This is a genomic window from Streptomyces kryoterrae (assembly GCF_054072135.1).
Window position 1 is genome coordinate 191366 of sequence record NZ_CM133358.1, and the last position, 18024, is coordinate 209389.

The 18024-nt window shown below is 74.3% G+C and carries 10 protein-coding genes; all 10 read left to right on the forward strand.

The features are described 5' to 3' along the window. The first annotated feature begins 146 nt into the window (after positions 1-146). Positions 147-4118, forward strand: coding sequence for a type VII secretion protein EccCa (eccCa, locus tag ACW4TU_RS00685; protein ID WP_457423488.1), 3972 nt, complete (start codon positions 147-149; stop codon positions 4116-4118). Continuing rightward, on the forward strand, positions 4115-4354 hold the full coding sequence (locus ACW4TU_RS00690) for a hypothetical protein (RefSeq protein ID WP_457423490.1): 240 nt from the start codon (positions 4115-4117) through the stop codon (positions 4352-4354). The genes eccCa and ACW4TU_RS00690 overlap by 4 nt, the downstream gene beginning before the upstream one ends. Further along, positions 4351-5811, forward strand: coding sequence for a type VII secretion integral membrane protein EccD (gene eccD / locus ACW4TU_RS00695; RefSeq protein ID WP_457423492.1), 1461 nt, complete (start codon positions 4351-4353; stop codon positions 5809-5811). Before ACW4TU_RS00690 ends, eccD begins: the two co-directional genes overlap by 4 nt. Positions 5812-5819: 8 nt before the next feature. Next, positions 5820-7208, forward strand: coding sequence for a type VII secretion protein EccB (gene eccB, locus ACW4TU_RS00700; RefSeq protein WP_457423494.1), 1389 nt, complete (start codon positions 5820-5822; stop codon positions 7206-7208). A 44-nt stretch (positions 7209-7252) separates the two neighbouring features. Next, on the forward strand, positions 7253-10708 hold the full coding sequence (locus ACW4TU_RS00705; protein ID WP_457423496.1) for a hypothetical protein: 3456 nt from the start codon (positions 7253-7255) through the stop codon (positions 10706-10708). Further along, entirely contained in the window at positions 10705-13977 is a 3273-nt protein-coding gene (locus tag ACW4TU_RS00710) for a right-handed parallel beta-helix repeat-containing protein (RefSeq protein ID WP_457423498.1), read from the forward strand. Before ACW4TU_RS00705 ends, ACW4TU_RS00710 begins: the two co-directional genes overlap by 4 nt. Positions 13978-14156: 179 nt before the next feature. Further along, positions 14157-14501: a WXG100 family type VII secretion target gene (locus ACW4TU_RS00715; RefSeq protein WP_457423500.1), complete on the forward strand. Its 345-nt coding sequence runs from the start codon at positions 14157-14159 to the stop codon at positions 14499-14501. Positions 14502-14550: 49 nt separating this feature from the next. Further along, entirely contained in the window at positions 14551-14841 is a 291-nt protein-coding gene (locus ACW4TU_RS00720) for a WXG100 family type VII secretion target (protein WP_457423502.1), read from the forward strand. Positions 14842-14845: 4 nt separating this feature from the next. Next, entirely contained in the window at positions 14846-15412 is a 567-nt protein-coding gene (locus tag ACW4TU_RS00725; protein ID WP_457423504.1) for a hypothetical protein, read from the forward strand. A gap of 122 nt (positions 15413-15534) precedes the next feature. Then, entirely contained in the window at positions 15535-18018 is a 2484-nt protein-coding gene (locus ACW4TU_RS00730) for a hypothetical protein (protein WP_457423506.1), read from the forward strand. The last annotated feature ends 6 nt before the right edge of the window (positions 18019-18024 follow it).

The window sequence follows — 18024 nt, forward strand, 5'->3', positions numbered from 1 at the left end:
GCCGCCGGGCGGTGCCCAGCTTCCCCCGGGGGGAACGGCCGGTGGTCCTTGAGGGCAACGTCCGCGCCCCCGGCCCTGGTTGGTGACCTGCGGCTCCTATCGTCATCGCGGCGCACGGGCGCCGTTACCGTGGAGAACACCTTTAAATGAGCACTGTCATCGTGAAGCGCGCACCGCGCGTCCACGGGCCCGAGGAACCGTCCGAGCAGGTCGAACTGGCAGAACCGCCGGTACTGGCCGAACCGGCCACCGCCGACTTCTCCTCCGTGCTGGTCTATCTGCCGATGGCCCTGGGCACCATGGCCATGGTCATGATGTTCTCGCTGCGCGACGGCTCACCGACGACCTATCTGATGTCCGGCATGATGGGCATCTCCATGGTCGGGATGAGCCTGGGCCAGCTGGGCCGCTCGGGTTCGGACCGCAAGCGGCAGATGCAGGCCGAGCGACGCGACTACCTGCGCTATCTGGCCCAGTTGCGGCGCAGGGCGCGGGCCGCCGCCGACTCGCAGCGGACCGCCGCGCTGTGGGACAACCCGTCCCCCGGGCGACTGTGGTCGCTGGCCGGCGGGCCTCGCGTCTGGGAACGCCGCCCGGGACACGACGACTTCGCCCGGATCCGGATCGGTCTGGGTTCACGGGCCGCGGCCCTGGAGTTCCTGCCGCCGAAGACGAAACCGATCGAGGACCTGGAGCCGCTGTCGGCGATCTCGCTGCGGCGCTTCTCGCGGGCCGTGCAGAACGTGACGGGCATGCCGCTGCCGGTCGGGCTGCGGCGGTTCAGCAGTGTGGAGCTGACCGGCGATCCGGAGCAGGCGCTGCGGCTGGCGCGGGCGATGCTCGGGCAGCTGGCGGTGCTGCACTCCCCCGACGACCTGCGGATCGCGCTGCTCACCGACGACGCCGGGCTCACCGAGTGGGACTGGCTCAAGTGGATCCCGCACAACGCGCACCCACAGCGGGAGGACGCCTCGGGTCCGCTGCGGCTGGCGGCGTGCGACCACGACGACCTGATGGAGCTTCTCGGCCCGGGGCTCACCGACCGCCCCGACCACGACCCGGCGTCCGTGCCCGGCCCGACCGAGCCGTTCACCGTGGTGGTGGCCCACCGGGTACGGCTGCCGGAGTCCAGCCGGCTGCTCGGCCCGGGGCTGCGCGGGACAGTGCTGCTCGACCTGACCGACGCCCTGCCCGGCGGCCCCAGGACGCTGCGGCTGATGCTCGGCGACGGCGACGTCACCTTCCCGTCGGGCGAGGCCACCGGCACCGCCCGAGCCGACGGGCTGGGCAGGGCCGCCGCCGAGGACCTGGCGCGGCTGCTCGCGCCGCTGCGCACGAGCGGGACCGTCGACCTCGTCGACAAGCCGCTGGAGTCGGACTTCGACCTGACCGCGCTGCTCGGTATGCGCGACGCCCGGACCTTCGACGTGGCCGCCAAGTGGCGCCCCCGGGCTGCCCTGGAGGCCCGGCTGCGGGTGCCGGTCGGGGTCACCGAGGACGGCGAGATCGTCGAACTCGACCTCAAGGAGTCGGCGCAGGGCGGCATGGGCCCGCACGGGCTGCTGATCGGCGCCACCGGCTCCGGCAAGAGCGAGCTGCTGCGGACCCTGGTGGCCGCGCTCGCCGCCACCCACTCCTCGGAGGTCCTCAACCTGGTCCTGGTCGACTTCAAGGGCGGCGCGACCTTCATCGGCATGGACCGGCTGCCGCACACCTCCGCGGTGATCACCAACCTGGCCGACGAACTGCCCCTGGTCGACCGGATGCGGGACTCGCTCAACGGCGAGATGATCCGCCGTCAGGAACTGCTCCGCGAGAGCGGATACGCCTCCCTGCTGGACTACGAGAAGGCCAGGGCCGCCGGCATCCGGCTGGCCCCGCTGCCCTCGCTGCTCCTCGTCGTCGACGAGTTCTCCGAACTCCTCGCCAACAAGCCGGAGTTCGTCGACCTGTTCGTCTCGATCGGGCGACTCGGCCGGAGCCTGGGCGTCCATCTGCTGCTCGCCTCCCAGCGGCTCGACGAGAGCCGCATCCACCGCGTCGAGGGTCACCTGTCGTACCGGATCGCCCTGCGCACCTTCTCCTCCATGGAGTCGCGCAGCGTGATCGGGGTGTCCCACGCCTACGAGCTGCCGTCCAGCCCCGGCCACGGCTACCTCAAGGTCGACACCACCACGCTCGTCCGGTTCAAGTCGGCCTACGTCTCGGGCGCCTGCCCGGCCGGTGCGGCCCTCCCCGACGAGCAGGCCGAGCGGATCAGGGTGGCCGGCGAGGTCGTCCCCTTCGCCCTCGGGCAGGCCCCCGGTTCGGCCGCGCCGGAACCGGCGCGGCGGGAGACGGACAGCGCGCTGCCCGGTGGTTTTGGCGACCGGGCGGAGCCCGACAGTTCGGAGAGCCTGCTGGAGGTGCTGATCGACCGGCTGGCCGGGGCCGGACCGCCGGCCCGGCAGGTGTGGCTGCCGCCGCTGGACGTCGCTCCCAGCCTGGACAAGCTGCTGCCCGGCATCGTGCCGGACCCGGTGCGTGGCATGAGCGCCGCCGACCACCCCGGCCTGGGACGGCTGCGGATCCCGCTGGGCATGGTGGACCGCCCCTTCGAGCAGCTCCGCGAGATGCTGGTGGCCGACCTGTCCGGGGCCGACGGACACCTCGGTGTGGTCGGCGCCCCGCAGAGCGGCAAGTCCACCCTGCTGCGCACCCTGATGCTCTCGCTGTCGCTCACCCACACCCCGCGCGAAGTGCAGTTCTACTGCCTGGACTTCGGTGGCGGCGGGCTCGCGTCGGTCTCCGGGCTGCCGCACGTCGGCTCGGTGGCCGGACGTCTGGACCGCGACCGGGTGATCCGCACCGTGGCCCAGCTGACCCAACTGCTCGAACAGCGGGAGCAGCGGTTCACCGGCCTCGGTGTGGAGTCGATGTCGGCGTACCGGGCGCTGCGGGCCCGCGGCGAGGTCGAGGACCCGTACGGTGACGTGTTCCTCGTCGTGGACAACTGGGGAACGCTGCGACAGGACTTCGAGGAGCTGGAGTCCCGGGTCAACGACCTCGCGGCCCGCGGACTGTCGTTCGGCATCCACCTGGTGGCGTCCGCGGTGCGCTGGTCGGAGATCCGGCCGCGCCAGCGCGACCTGCTGGGCACCAAACTGGAGCTGCGGCTCGGTGACTCGATGGAGTCCGAGGTCAAGTCGCGGATCGCCGCCGGGGTCCCGTCCCAGCCGGGCCGTGGCATCACGTCGTCCGGTCACCACTTCCTGGCCGGACTCCCCCGCCTGGACAGTTCGTCCGACGCGGCGGACCTGGCCGAGGCGACCCGGGCGGCGGCGGCCGAGTCGGCCGCCTTCTGGACCGGCCCGTCCGCACCGGGCGTACGGCTGCTGCCGACCCGGCTGCCCGCCGAGCGGCTGCCCGCGCCCGACGGCGACCTGCGGATGTGCCTGGGCCTGGACGAGGAGCGGCTCGACACGGTCTGGCACGACTTCCGCGTCACCCCGCACCTGCTGGTGTTCGGCGACGGCGAGACCGGCAAGACCAACGCCCTGCGGCTCGTGGCCCGTGCCATCACCACCCGGTACCGTCCCGACCAGGCGCGGATCATCCTCGGCGACCCCGGCCGGGCCCTGGCCTCGTCGGTGCCGCCGGAGTACCGCGTCGGCTACGCGGTCGGCGGGGACGCGCTGAGCGACCTCGCCACCAGCACCGCCGTCTCGATGGGCAAGCGGCTCCCCGGCGCCGAGGTCACCCCGGAGCAGCTCGCCGGGCGGGACTGGTGGCAGGGACCGCGGCTGTTCATCCTCGTCGACGACTACGACCTGCTCGCGGCCTCCCCCGGGATGGCCGGCCCGCTCGCGCCGCTGGTGCCGCTGCTCGCGCAGGGCGCCCATGTCGCCATGCACGTCGTCGTCGCCCGGAGCACCTCCGGCGCGATGCGCTCCATGATGGACCCGCTGCTGCGCCGCATCTGGGAGCTGGGCAACCCGGCTTTGCTGCTCTCCTACCCCAAGGAGGAGGGCCGCTTCATCGGCGAGGCCAAACCCCGGACGCTGCCCGCCGGCCGCGCCCAACTCGCCACCCGGCGCGGTATCAAGCTCGTCCAGACCGGCGTGGTGGAGGGGCGGTGACGCCGTGTCCCCTCAGTCCGGGACCGCCGCCCGGCGGCCCCAGGGACCACACCCCCGCCGTCCACGTCTTCGCCGCCACCGCCGTCACCCTTGCCGTCCCCGCCCTTGCCGTCCCGGCCTCCACCGCCCATGCCCCCGCCGTCCCCGTCCTTGCCCTCCCCGTCCTGGCCTCCGCCACCCACGCTTCCGCCGTCCCCGAACGCCGTGCACCACGGCACCTCCGAGGAAACCCTTGACCACCGCACCTCCCCTGCCCCCCGCCCGTACCGAACCGGCCCGGCGCGGCCGGAGCGCGGTACCTGGCTCCGAGGGTGCCGCCCTGTGCCGGATCACCGTCGTCGGCCGCGACCGCAGGGCGGACCTGGCGGTGCCGGTCACCGCCACGGTGACCGCCCTGCTGCCGGTCCTGCTGCGCCATCTCGCGGCGTCCCCGGACCAGGAGGGCGCCCACTGGGTCCTGCAGCGCCTGGGCGAGGCCCCGCTCGACCCCGAGGGGACCCCGGAGACCCTGGGACTGCGTCACGGCGACGTCCTGCACCTGCGTCCCGCCGACGACCCGGTTCCGGAACCCGATTTCGACGACGTGCCCGACGGGGTGGCCCAGACCCTGGCCTCCCGGCCGGGCCGCTGGCTCCCCGAGCACACCCGTCGTCTCCTGCTCGGTCTGGCCTGTCTGGTGCTCGTGGTGTTCGCGGCAGCCGTGACCTCCGCCGGGCCCGGTACCGCCGGCGCCCTGGGCTGTGCGGCGGCCGCACTGCTGCTGGCCGTCGGGGCGGTGGTCGCGGGACGCGGCGCGGCCCCGGACCGTGCCACCGCCGTCGCCGCCGGGCTCGGCAGCCTGGTGTTCGCCACCCTGACCGGCCCTGCCCTGTCCGCCGTCCCGCGCGCCACCGGCTCCCTGGGGCTGCTCTCCCCGGACCGTGACGGCGTACTGGCCGCGGCTGCCGCAGCCGCGGTGATGTCGGGGCTGCTGCTCGTCGCGGCCGGGCTGCCGGTCGCGCTCTTCGGCACCCTGCTCGCCCTGGCACTCGCCGCCGAGGCCGGTGCGGTGCTCTCCGCCGTACTGGGCTGGAACGCGGCCGAGGCCGTGGCGACCCTCGCGGTCGCCGCCTTCGCCCTCGGCCCGGTCGCCCAGCGGGTCGCGCTGCGGCTGGCCCGGCTGCGCGTCCCGCACCTGCCCCGCAACGCCGACGAACTCGGCCAGGACATCGACCCCGAGCCGGGCGGACGCCTCGCCCACCGGGTGCGGTCCGCCGACGACATCCTGACGGTGTTCACCACCGCCACCGCCGCGCTGAGCGCCGTCGCCTGCGTACTGCTCGTACGCCAGAGCGGATGGCTGTCCTGGATGCTGCCCTGTGTCCTGGGGGCGGGTCTGCTGCTGCGGGCCCGCAGCATGAACGGCGTCCGGCAGCGAACCGCGCTGGCGGTCGGCGGGGCGCTCGGACCCTGCCTGGCGCTGCTCACGGCCGCGTCGGACGGCGAGCCGCCGGCCCGGGCCGCCTCCGCCGTCGTACTGCTGTCCGCCTCCGGGCTGCTGGCTGTCGCCGCCCGGCGGATGCCGGAGCGGCGGATGCTTCCCGTCTGGGGCCACGGCGCGGACGTCCTGGAGACGCTGACGGCCCTGGCACTGGTCCCGTTGGTGCTCCAACTCCTCGGCGCGTACGCCTACTTCCGCTCGCTGGCCGGCTGAGGGGCATCGTGCAGACCAAACGCGACCACCTGCACGCCTACCGGTTCGCCACCGGCCGGCTGTCCGCCGCCCTCGTGGGCGGGGACCCCGGCACCGGCGAGGCGCCGCTGCGGCGGGCCTCTCTGGGCGTGGTCTTCGGCGTCGTCATCGGCGTTCTGCTGTGCGGCGGGGCCGCCGTGTTCGGGCTGATCTCGCCCGGCGGCAACTCCGCCTGGCGCAAGGCCGATTCGATCGTCGTCGAGGAGGAGACCGGCACCCGGTACCTCTTCCTGGGCGGCAGGCTGCGGCCCACCGCGAACTACGCCTCCGCGCTGCTCGCCCTCGAGGGCCACGCGAAGGTGGTGAGCGTCTCGCGCAACTCGCTCGCCGGGGTGCCGCACGGCGCCCCGGTGGGCATCACCGGAGCCCCCGACTCGCTGCCCCGGACCGATGACCTGCTGCCCGGCCGCTGGACCTGGTGCGCGACGCGCGGCACGGCCGGTGCGCTGACCCTCGGTCCCGGCGCCCCGGGCACCGCGCTGCCCGCGGACACCCGGGTACTGCTGGCCGCGCCCGGCGGCAAGCGGTACGTGCTGTGGCACAACACCCGCTACCCGGTGTCCGACCGGTCCGTCGTCGTCGCCCTCGGACTGGACGTACGCCCCGCCGTCAGCGTGAGCACGCAGTGGCTCGCCCAGCTCCCCACTGGCGGCACGCTCTCCGCAGCCCACGTCGCGGGTGCCGGCGGCGCCGCCCCGGCGGTGGGCGGCCAGGACGGCCGGATCGGCGACCTCTTCCACTCCGCCGCGGGTGGGGTGGAACAGACCTATCTGCTGCGCGCCGACGGCCTGGCACCCGTCAGCGTCACCGAGGCCGCACTGCTGGCCGCCAGACCCGGCGGCCAGGCACCCCGGGAACTGGACACCGCCGCGGTGTCGGCCGCCCCGGCGTCCAAGGACCGCTCGCTGCTGGACCGGCTGCCCGACCTCATGGCCTCCGGCACCGCGTACGACCCCACCAACCGGCCGCTGTGCCTGCGGCAGTGGGCCTCCGGCACCGCGGTCCACTCCACCGTGGTCACCGGCACCGCACCGGACGCCACGACGGCAGCCGCCACGACGACGACCGTCACGATGCCCGGTGGCAGCGGCATGCTGGCGGCTCCGCTCCCGCAGGCGTCGGACAACGGCGAGGGCGAGCTGTACCTGATCACCGATCAGGGGGTGCGCTACCGGGTCGCCGACGACAAGGCCGTCTCCGCCCTCGGCTACGACGACGCCCCCGTGCGGCGCCTCCCGCGGGACGTGCTCGCCCTGCTGCCGGGCGGACCGGTCCTGGACACCCTCACCGCCACCGGTACCGCGGGATCCCCCGCCGGGACCATCGCCCAGGGGGCCTCCGGGGGCGGGGGGCGGTGACGATGCGGTTCGCGCCGAGAAAACGCCGCACCGGCACGGTGTCCATGAACAGTGTGCGGGCCGGTCACGCGCTGCTCGTCCATCCCACCGGACGGCTCGACCCCCGGTCGCGGCAGTTCGCCTCGGGACTGGCCGCCGACCGCGAACACACCCTGGTGGTGGTCGACCTGCACGCGGCCGCCCCGCGTGACGACTGGGAGGCGGTGGCCGGCCTGCTCGCCGACGACAGCGGCGGCGGGCTCCGGATCGTCGTCGGACGCGGCTCGCCCGAGGAGACCATGCGGGTCTCCCAGTGGCTCGCCGACCGGCTGGGCCGCGCCGTGGTCGCACCCGACGCCGCGGTCCTGCCCGCTGCCGGCGGCGGCCTCTTCGTACCCCCCGACCGGGGCACCGGCTGGTACGTGCTGCGCCCGGGGCGCGACCCCCGCGCGGACTCCCGCCACTTCCCCCGCCCCGACTGGGAGACCTCGGCCGCCGACCTGCCCTGGGCCACCAGCGGCACCGGTACGGCGGAGCCGGTGCCCGGCGGGGTGTGGCTCCGGCAGACCGGCGTGGAACCTGGCACGTTGGCCGCGCAGCGCCGCCAGCTCGCCGCCGGGGTGCACGCCGGCCGGCCCGACCTGCTCGCGGTGGTCCTCGGCAGCCCCGGTATGCCGGGGCTGCCGCTGGGTGACGTCGCCCGGTTCTGGGACGCGCTGCCCGCCCCCAGCCGGGCCATGGTCCGCTTCGTGCCCTTCGGACAACTGGACGTGCCCGCCGGTGAGACGGCCGGGCAGTCGCTCGCCGACCTGCTGGACTACCCGGTGGCGATGTTCACCGGTCTGCCGGGCGCGGGTGCGCCCGGCACCGAGGGGCACGACGTACGGGTGCCCGTCGACGGGGCCTCCCCCGGCTGGCGGCCCTTCGCCCGGGAGCTGGGCCACCGTCCCCGGCTGAACGCCGGCGATCCGGTGGAATCCCCGGTCCTGCTCGCCCACCGGGCGCCGCTGGACGGCCTGGAGCCCATCGGCCCCGGCCTGTACCGGTACGCGCAGGGCGTGGTCCTGGAGGTGGTGCAGAGCGGGCTGTGGGTCCGGCCCGCCGACGAGCCCGTGGACGCGGAGGCCGTGCGCGGCATCCCGCCGCGGCCGGAGGGCGGGCTGATCATCCACGATGCCGGGCCGGACCCGGCGCGGATGCGGCGGATCGCCACGGAGGTCCTGCGGCGGCTGGACGCGGAGACCGGCCGGATGTGCCGTCCGGTCTCCGCGTCCGACGCCTGCGCCGCGGCGGAGCGGAACCGGCGGACCAGCGCCACTGCGCGGGCCCTGGCCGCGGCACCCGTCCCGGCCACGGCACCGCCCCCCACCGAACAGCCCCCGCCCGCCACAGCGCCTGCCCCCACCACGGCACCGGTCCATGCCGCGACATTCGGCCCCGCCAGGCGGCAACTGCCCGTCGGCGGAAGGCTGTTCGCGGCACCGGAGGCAGTGGCGCCCACGGCGGCCCCGACGGCGTCTCCACCCATCCCGGCCGGGCAGCCGCCGACTGCCGCGGCACCCGTCCCGGCCACGGCACCGCCCCCCGCCGAACAGCCCCCGCCCGCCACGACGCCGGTCCACGCCGCGGCATTCGGCCCGCCCGGGCGACAATTGCCCGTCGGCGGAGGGCTGTTCGCGGCACCGGAGGCGGTGGCGCCCACGGTGGTGCCCGCCCCGGCTCCGACGGCTCCCACAGCCGCCCGGGTGGCCACGTCGTCACGGGGACCGCAGGATGCCCACCGGACCGGGCCGGGCACACCCATCCCCACCGTCGCGGGCACGCCCGCCGCAGCACCGGGCCTCCCCGGCGTCGTACCACCCGGCACGCAGCACCTCGGGGCGGTGGGCACCGACGCCCCCGCCACCCCGGCAGGCGGACCAGCAGACCCCCGGACGAGCGCCCCGCGCCGGCCCGATCCGGCCGTCGGGGACCCCGCCCCGGGGACCGGCCCGACGACCCCGGCCCCACCCGTCGTACCGAACGCGCGGCTCACGCCGGACGTCCCGGTCACCCCGGCGGTCCCCGACGCCCCAGCAACTCCGGTCACCCCGCTGACCCGGCCCGACGCCCGGGACGCCCATCCCGCCGCACCGCTCAGAACCGCTGTCCCGCCCGAACCGGACGTCACACCCGCCGACGACGCCACACCGCAAGCGAGGCCCGGCATCGGGTCCGTGGCGGAGGTCGGTTCGGACGTTTCCGATGGTTCGGACGACACGGAGCCCTCGGCCGGGACGGTCGGCGAGGGCGCCAGGGACACCGCGGCGGCGCCCACCGCACCGGTGACACCACCCCGGCCGAAACCGGAACCGGCCCCCGCCGAATCCGCGTCCCCCGCTCCCGCGTCCGCGGCACGGGCGTCCGCGGCGCCGCGGATCCGCCTCGAGTCGTCCCCGACACCCGCAACCGTGAGCCTCCCACGGCCCGTGCCGGACACCGCTGTGCCCACGGCGGGCCCGGTGCTGCCGGCTCCGGCAAGCCCGGCGCCCGTAACCAAGGCCACGGCGACACCCGCGCCGGAGGCACTGCCGGCCGCGGACACGCCCGAGGCGCCGACGGCCGGGGCGAACGACACGCCGGAACCGAACGGGCCGGAGTCCGCGGTACGTGTCCAGCCGGTTCCGGCCGCGGCGGCCTGCGCGGTGCCCCCGGAGCGCGGCATCGACCAGGAACGCGCCTGGCTGCAACGCACCCTGGGAGCCCCGTTCGACGCCATCGCGGGGTCCATCTCGCGGCTGCTGTCGGAACTGCCCGGTCTGCGGACGGAGCCCGGCCGGGGCGGCACCGAGGCACTGAGCGATCTGGTCGCGGTCAAGCTCTACCTCTCCGGTGGGGCACCCTCGCTCGACGCGGGTGTGACGGCGGGGATCCCCGGTCCGCATGTGCCGCTGGCCCGGTGTGTGGCCGCCGGTCTCCGCCGGTTGCCGTCCTACCGTGGACCGGTACGGCTCGGCGCGATCCTGACCCCGGCCGAGTGGGAGTGGTACCGGGGCCGGCGGCTGGTCATGGAGTGGGGTTTCTGCTCCGGTGACGCCGATCCGCCGCCGACCGTCCCCGCCGAGGCGGGAAACCCGGAGGCCGCCGACCCGACCCGGGCGGACGAACCACCGGAGGGGCCGGGCCGGGTGGACTTCCTGGTCTGGTCGATGACTGCGCGCCGCACCGCGCTGATCGTCCAGGACGAGACGGACCGGGTGGTCTTCCTGCCCGGCACCGGCTTCAAGGTGCTGCGGGTGACGGGCGGCGACCGGCCGACCGTCCTGCTGCGCGAGTTGTCGTCCTCGGAGATCTCGGAGGACGGCCGGGTCACTACCCGTCCGGTGCCTCTCGACACGATCGCCCTGGCGAGTCTGGAGCAGGCCGAACGGACCCGGCGCCCGGCGACGGCCGGGGAGTTGAAGCCGCTCGGCAACGCTCCCGGTCTGGTCATCAGCGGTACAGGCGGCCCCGACGGGCCCGGAGAGGACACGACACAGTGACCAGGCAGACGCTGGTGGTGTCCCAGAACCGTCCGGGGGCACACCGTTCGATCACCGAGGCCCTGCGGCACGCGGTCAACGGGGCGGTGGTCTCGGTGGCCGCCGGCCGGTACGAGGAGTCGCTGCTGCTGAGCCGGACCGTCACGCTGTGCGCGGAGGGCGAACCGGGCAGCGTGGAGGTGGTGGCGGCGAGCGGCAGCACCGTCGTCGTCGACGCGGAGGCGGTACAGCTGTCCGGGCTGGTGATCGTCGGGACGGACACCGACGCCCCGGTCGTCGAGGTCCGGCGCGGCGAGGCGGTGCTGGACGGCTGCAGGGTGTCGGGGGCCGGGTGGACGGCCGTTCTGGCGTGGCGGACCGGGGTGCTGGTGGCACGCGGCTGCCGGGTCGAGAACCCGGGGGGCGCGGGGGTCGTGGTGACGTCCTCGGCGGGCAACACCCTGGAGGCGTCGCGGGTCTCCCGGGTCGGCTCGTCGGCGGTGGTCGTCGCGGAGAGCGGCCGGCTGACCGTCCGCGGCTGCACCCTGGAGGAGTCCGGCGGCAACGGCGTCTGTGTCAACGGCCACGGCGAGGCGGTGGTCGAGGAGACAGTGATCAGCGGGAGCGCGAAGCCCGCCGTGGTGGTCGAGCAGGACGGCCGGGCGGCCTTCCGCAGGGTCACCGTCACCGGCAGCGCCTCGCTGGACGCGTATCTCACCAGCACCGCGGCGACCGAGTTCACCGACTGCTCGTTCTCGGGGTCGGCCGCCCAGTCGGTCCAGATCGCCGGCGGATCGCGGCCGGTTCTGCGGGGCTGCGCGCTCACCGGGGCGGCGCACAACGGGCTGCAGGTCACCGGCGGGGCCCGGCCGGTGGTCGAGGACTGCGAGATCGACGGGGCGCCGCTGGGTGTCGTGGTCGACTCGGGCAGCGCACCGGAGTTCCGCAATGTGACCGTCCGGGGTGCTTCGCAGCACGCGGTGATGGTGTCGGGGAAGTCGTCGGCGTCGTTCGACAGCCTCACCGTCTCCGGTGGCGGCAACCTTCCGGTCCACGCCGACGGCGAGTCCTCGCTGGTGCTGGACGGCGGCCGGATCGAGGTGCCGGAGAACGGCACGGGCATCACCCTGACCGACGGTGCCGACGGACGGTTCACCGGACTGCGGGTCTCGGGGCCCGGCGGCGACAGTACGGCGGTCGCGGTGGACGCCGGGGCGCGGGCGGTCATGGAGTCCGCGGTCCTGGAGGGTTGCGGGGTGCTGGTCGGTACCGGCGGAAGCGCCGGGATCCGGGGTACCGGCATCACCGGCGCGGGCACCGCCGGCATCCGGGTACTGGAGGGCGGCACGCTCACGGCGTCCGACTGCCGGGTTTCGGGCAGCGGCGGCCACGGCATGGACCTGCGCGGTCCGGCGGGTGCCGAGGTGGACGGCTGCACGGTGACCGGCAACGCCGGTGAGGGCATTCGCTTCGACCCGGAGGACCGGGTCAGCGTCCGCGGCTGCGACATCCGCGACAACGGGACGACCGCGCCGCATGCCGCGCCCCGCGCCGAGGAGCAGTTTCCCCGGCGGGACCGCGCCGGCTCGGAGGAGGGCGGGGTCGGCGGGACGCCCGACGGCCCGTCGGCCGCGGCCCCGGAGAGCAGGCCGGCGCTGGGCACCGGGCCGTTGGCCGACCTGGACGCGCTGGTGGGGCTGGAGAGCGTCAAGCAGGAGGTCACCGGCCTCATCAACCTCAACCAGATGACCAAGCGCCGCCAGGAGATGGGGCTGCCGATGCCGCCCATGAGCCGGCACCTGGTCTTCGCCGGTCCACCGGGTACCGGCAAGACCACCGTGGCACGGCTGTACGGCGCGGTCCTGGCCGAGTTGGGGATTCTCAGCCAGGGCCACATCGTGGAGGTGTCCCGGGCCGACCTGGTGGCGCAGATCATCGGCGGCACCGCGATCAAGACCACCGAGGTCTTCAACAAGGCTGTCGGCGGTGTGCTGTTCATCGACGAGGCGTACACGCTGACCAACCAGAACAAGGGCAGTGGGCCGGACTTCGGCCAGGAGGCCGTCGAGACGCTGATGAAGCTGATGGAGGACCACCGGGACTCCATCGTCGTCATCGTCGCGGGCTATTCCGAGCTGATGGAGCAGTTCCTCTCGTCCAACCCCGGTATGGCGTCACGGTTCTCGCGCACCGTCGCCTTCCCCAACTACAGCGTGGACGAACTGGTCACCATCGTCCGCGGGTTGTGCGACAAGCACTACTACGAGATGAGCGACGGGGCACTCGAGGCGCTGACCCGGTACTTCGAACTCGTCCCCAAGGGGCCGACGTTCGGCAACGGCCGGATCGCCCGCAAGGTGTTCGAGTCGATGATCAGCAGGCAGGCGTCCCGGCTCGCGGCGAACCCGCCGAGCCGCGACACCGAGCTGAGCCGGCTCTCCGAGGACGACGTCGACCTCGTACCGGGCGACGACCATGACACCCCGGCCGGGGCAGCCTCGTCGGCGCCCGGAAAGCGCGCCGACCGCAGACTCGCCTCGCTCGTCGGCCTGGACGGCATCCGCGAGTCGCTGCCCGCCCGGGTGGCCGGGCTGGCCCGGCTGCACGCCGGCGGACAGCCGACACCGGGACTGGCCAACGTGGTACTGGCGGGCCCCCGGGGCAGCGGTCGCCGGGCGGTCGCCGCGCTCTACGGGCAGATGCTGGCCGAGCAGGAGCTGTTGCCTACCGGGACCGTGCACCCGGTGCCGCTGTCGGCCGTCCCCGACGGCTGGCCCGGCCAGGCCGCCGCCTACGCGTCGTCGCTCTTCGAGGAGGCCGCCGGCGGGGTGCTGCTGCTGGAGTGGGACCGCCCCTTCTCCGTGCGGCCCGCCGCCGGCCGTACGGCGGTTCTGGAGGCGCTGCCCGGCTGTGTGGCCCGGTCGCCCGAGGTCGTGGTGCTGCTCTCCGGCGAGGACGACGACCTGCGGGCGCTGCCGCGGGAGAGCAGCGCACTGGCCGGCTGCTTCTCGGAGTACCTGCGGCTGGCCCCGTACCGGGCGGAGGAGCTGGCCGAACTGGCCGCGCGCCGGCTGCTGCGGCTGGGCCATGTGCTCGACGCCGCGGCCCGGCAGGCGGTCGACACCCGGGCCGTCGAACTCCCCGCGGCCCTGGGGGTGTTCGGCGCCCACCTGTTCGCGGACCGGGTGTCGGCCGTCGCCGGTCGCCGGGAGGTGTCCGCCGAGGCGGTGGCCGCGGTGCCCACCGGCAGGGCGGTCACCGGTACGGCGCCCGCCCCGGTACGGGTGTGACCCGGCGGCGGCTGCCCTGCGGGGGCAGAGATCGACGGCGGCGGGGGCAACAAGGCCGGTGGGGAATCGGGGTCACCTCCCCGGGCCGACAGCATGGCCGGGTAACACGACTCAGCAGGTGCCCGAACACACGCCGACCGCGCTGTTCGCGTCGGCACCGAACCAACGAAGGAGTGCCCATGGCGGGCGAGACGGCTGTATCAGTCGAAGGCATGATCAGGGCCAGCAACACCTTCGAGGGGGCGCGGGACACGGCCATCCGGTCCTACACCGCGATGTACGACCAGGTCTCCACCCTGACGGCCAACTGGAGCGGCGACGCCTCGTCGGTCTACGGGAACGCGCTGCAGAGCTGGCTCTCCAACTTCCGCACGGTGATCACGGCGCTGGAGAACATGCAGCACAGCCTCGACACAAACGCCGCGATGTACGCGCAGACGCACGAGATCACCCAGGAGGAGGCCGCCTCTCTCGCGGCGGAACTCGCCGAGCCGCCCGCCCTGTCCGGGCTCCCCGGCTTCTGAGTCTTTCGCCCCGCCCTCGTATCCCCCACCAGCAGCAAGAGAGGCAACCATGTCCACCTATTCCGTGAACATGTCCAACGTGAACACCGTGGTGGAGGAGATGTCCGCCATCAGTACCAACATCAAGTCCATGCTCGACAGCCTGGCCCAGGACACCACCGTCAACCTGGCGGAGTGGACCAGCGAGGCGCGCGAGTCGTACAACGTCTGCAAGCTGAGCTGGGACAACGCCGCCATCGCCATGGTCAACCAGGCGGTCAGGGCGCACACCTCGCTGGGCGGCATCAACGCCAACTACGGCACCAGTGAGGTACAGGGCCGCAAGATGTGGGAGGTGTGACCCGGTGGCGAAGACGGACGCCGACACAGCGAATGAGATCAACACCAGCGACGGGTATCTCGGTTCCGACTCCAACACGTCGACCACCAACGGTGTGCACGAGTGGAATCACCAGACGCCGACGTACACCGAAGTGACGTACTCCGTGGACAGCCCCGTACCGCCCCCGATCGCGCTGTCCCACTCGGAGTCCGGTGAGACCCAGGTCAACACCGCCGCCATGCGGCTCTTCGCCAGGAACATCCGCACCCTCCAGACCGCGGCCGGCAAGGCGCACGAGACGCTGGACCCGGTGACACTGGCGCCCGGGGGCTTCTACGTCGCCCACCAGATGCGCCTCGACGTCACGGGCGCGGACGGCGCCGGCCTGAAGCCCGCCTTCCTCAAGGTGCTCGTCGACCTGCAGTACGGCCTGAGCGCGCTCGCCACGGGCATCGACACGCTGGCCCAGCTCTACGACAACACCGAGGCCGACAACACGATCGACGCCGCACGGATCAAGGAAGAACTCAACACCGTGCCCGGCTTCTTCGACCGCTCGGTCGAGGACACCAGCAGCGTCTCCACCTGATCCGACCGACCCGAACGGTGCCGGTCCGGTGACCCGCGGCGTACCGCGCCCGGGTCACGGGTCCCACCGGCCGCCCCCGGCACAACGACCGCACAGAGCGAGGAAGGCAGGACCGGAGCAGCATGGCGGAGGACGACCCGACCGGGGGCCTGACGCAGACCAACGACGGCACCCTCTTCGGCAACCCGGACGGTGGCGGCAACGAGCACGACTACGACAACTGGAGCTGGAAACAGATCGCGGCGGCCATCAACGGCGCCACCACGGTCGATCCCGGCTCCGACCACAGCACCGAGATGGCACAGATCTCGGATCCGGCGAGTTTCGGCACCACGGCGCGGGCGTTCTACTTCGTGCAGCGGACCCTGGAGATGATCTCGACCAGCCTCCAGGAGCAGGCCACCGCGCTCGCGGGTGACGACCGGGGCTGGCAGGGCGCGTCCGCCGAGGCGTTCCTGACGATGACCAAGCAGTTCTCCCGGCAGGTGAAGGCGAACGCGGCCGTGCTGTCCCGCGGTGCCGGTATGGCCTCGGTGCCCAAGCAACTGGTCGACAACGGAAACAACCTGGCCCGGGCCCGCGTCAACATCCACAACATCGACGTCTGGTACGCGGCCGAGGCGGCCAGGCTCGGGGCGGGACGGACCTCCAACGGACTGATCGTGGTCAGTTCGAAGCCCGAGGTCGTCGCGCTGATGACCCGGGACATGCGGACCGTCATCCGCAACCTCGCGGCCAACTACAAGATGACGATCGAGAACGTCATCGCGCCGACGGCCGAGACGCCGGTCCCCGAACCCCTGCCGGACGGCGGAGGCGGGACCGGCGACGACGGTGGCGGTGGTGGCGGCGACGGTCTTCCGGACACTGGCGGCTCCGGCCTGCCGGACACCGGCGGTGCCGGAACCGACGGGCTCGGCTCGGACGGGCTCGGCTCGGACGGGCTGGGCACCGGCGGGCTGGGCACCGGCGGGCTGGCCGGCGGATCCGCCGACCCCTTCGGGGGCGGCCTCGACACCGGCAGCGGACTGGATCCCTCCGACCTCGACTCGGTCCTCAACCCGGGCACCGGGGGTGTCGCGGACTTCCCCGGTCTCGGCGACGGCTCACTCGGCACCGGCGGGCTCGGCGACCTGGGGACCGGAGGTCTGGGCGACCTGGGGACCGGCGGGGTCGGTGGGATCGGCGGACTCGGCTCGTTCCCCGGCGGTCTCGGCACCTCGTCCCTCGGTTCCGGCAGCGGTCTGAAGGGCTGGGACTCGTCGACGGCCGGACTGTCCGACCCGTCGATGTGGACCGATCCGGCCGCCGACTACAGCGGCCTCACCGGCACCGACGACAGCGGTCTCGGCCTGCCCGCCGACTACACCGGCTCGGAGGCGACCGGCCTGGGCGACGTCCTGGGCGGCGGATCCACCGAGAGTTCCGGCAGCGGCATGGGCGGCATGGGCGGCATGCCCATGATGCCGATGATGCCCGGTTCCGGCGCGGGCGGAGGTGCCAAGGACGGCGCCGAACGGCCCGACGCCGCAGGGCTCCTGAGCAGCGACGCGGCTCCCTGGCAGGACACCGAGGAGTCCGGGCTGCCGGTCGACGGCATCGACATCGGCTCCGGAACCCCGGCGGGCGCGCCGTCCGGCGGCACGATGTCCACCGCCGGCATCGGCGGCGTGCCGGCCATGCCCATGCCGATGTTCCCCGGCGCCGCGGGTGCCGGTTCCGGCGGCGGCTCGGGCGCACCGGAACGCCCCGACGCGGCCGGACTGGTCAGCGGCGAGGCCTCCGACTGGGAGTCCGGGGCGGCGCCGGTCGGCGCGGACGGGCAGATCGGTTCACCCGAGGGTGCCCCGCCGGGTGTCGCGACCACCGGGATGCCCGTCGTCCTACCCGTCGTGGCTCCCGGAGCGACACCGGGTACGGCACCGGGTGCCGGGGCGTCCGCCCCGCGCCGCGAGCAGACCGCGCACGCCACCGCCACCGCCACGGCGGGGGCCACCGCCACGGCGGGGGCCACCGCCACGGCGGGAGCCGCCGCCACGGCGGGAGCCGCCGCCACGGCGGGAGCCGCCGAGGAGCCCGAGGTCCGGACGGAGACGGACGGGGCGGCGCCCGGTTCGGCGGAGAGTGAGCGGATCGCTCTGGTTCCCCAGGCCGACGACACGGAGGACACCAGCATGTGGGAGGTGGCGACGGCCTCGTTCCTGCCGCTGCTCTGGCCGTTCGCCGGCAGCGACGGCACCGACGATCGCGACCGGGACGGTCTCAGCTCGGCGGAGGAGACGGCGTGGACGCCTCCCGAGCCCGGCACGCCGCCCCCCGGGCAGAGCTTCGGGCCGCTGGGCGAGGGCCCCGACCCGGAGTACACCACCTGGCAGCCGGCCGCCGCCCGCCTGACGCCTCCTCCCGGGCCGGCGCCCGCCCCTGGTGGCGGAGAACCGTTGCGCTGCGGCGGCGACGACACTCCCCCGCCCGAGCCGGAACCGGAACCCGAGGAGTCCGGGGAACCGGACGACGAGGAGCAGACGGAGCGGACCGCGGCGGATCTCCTCGTCGAGGACGGGGACCTGTGGGGTGCCCGCCGGGACGACGTGTCGTCGCTGGGCTGAGTCGGC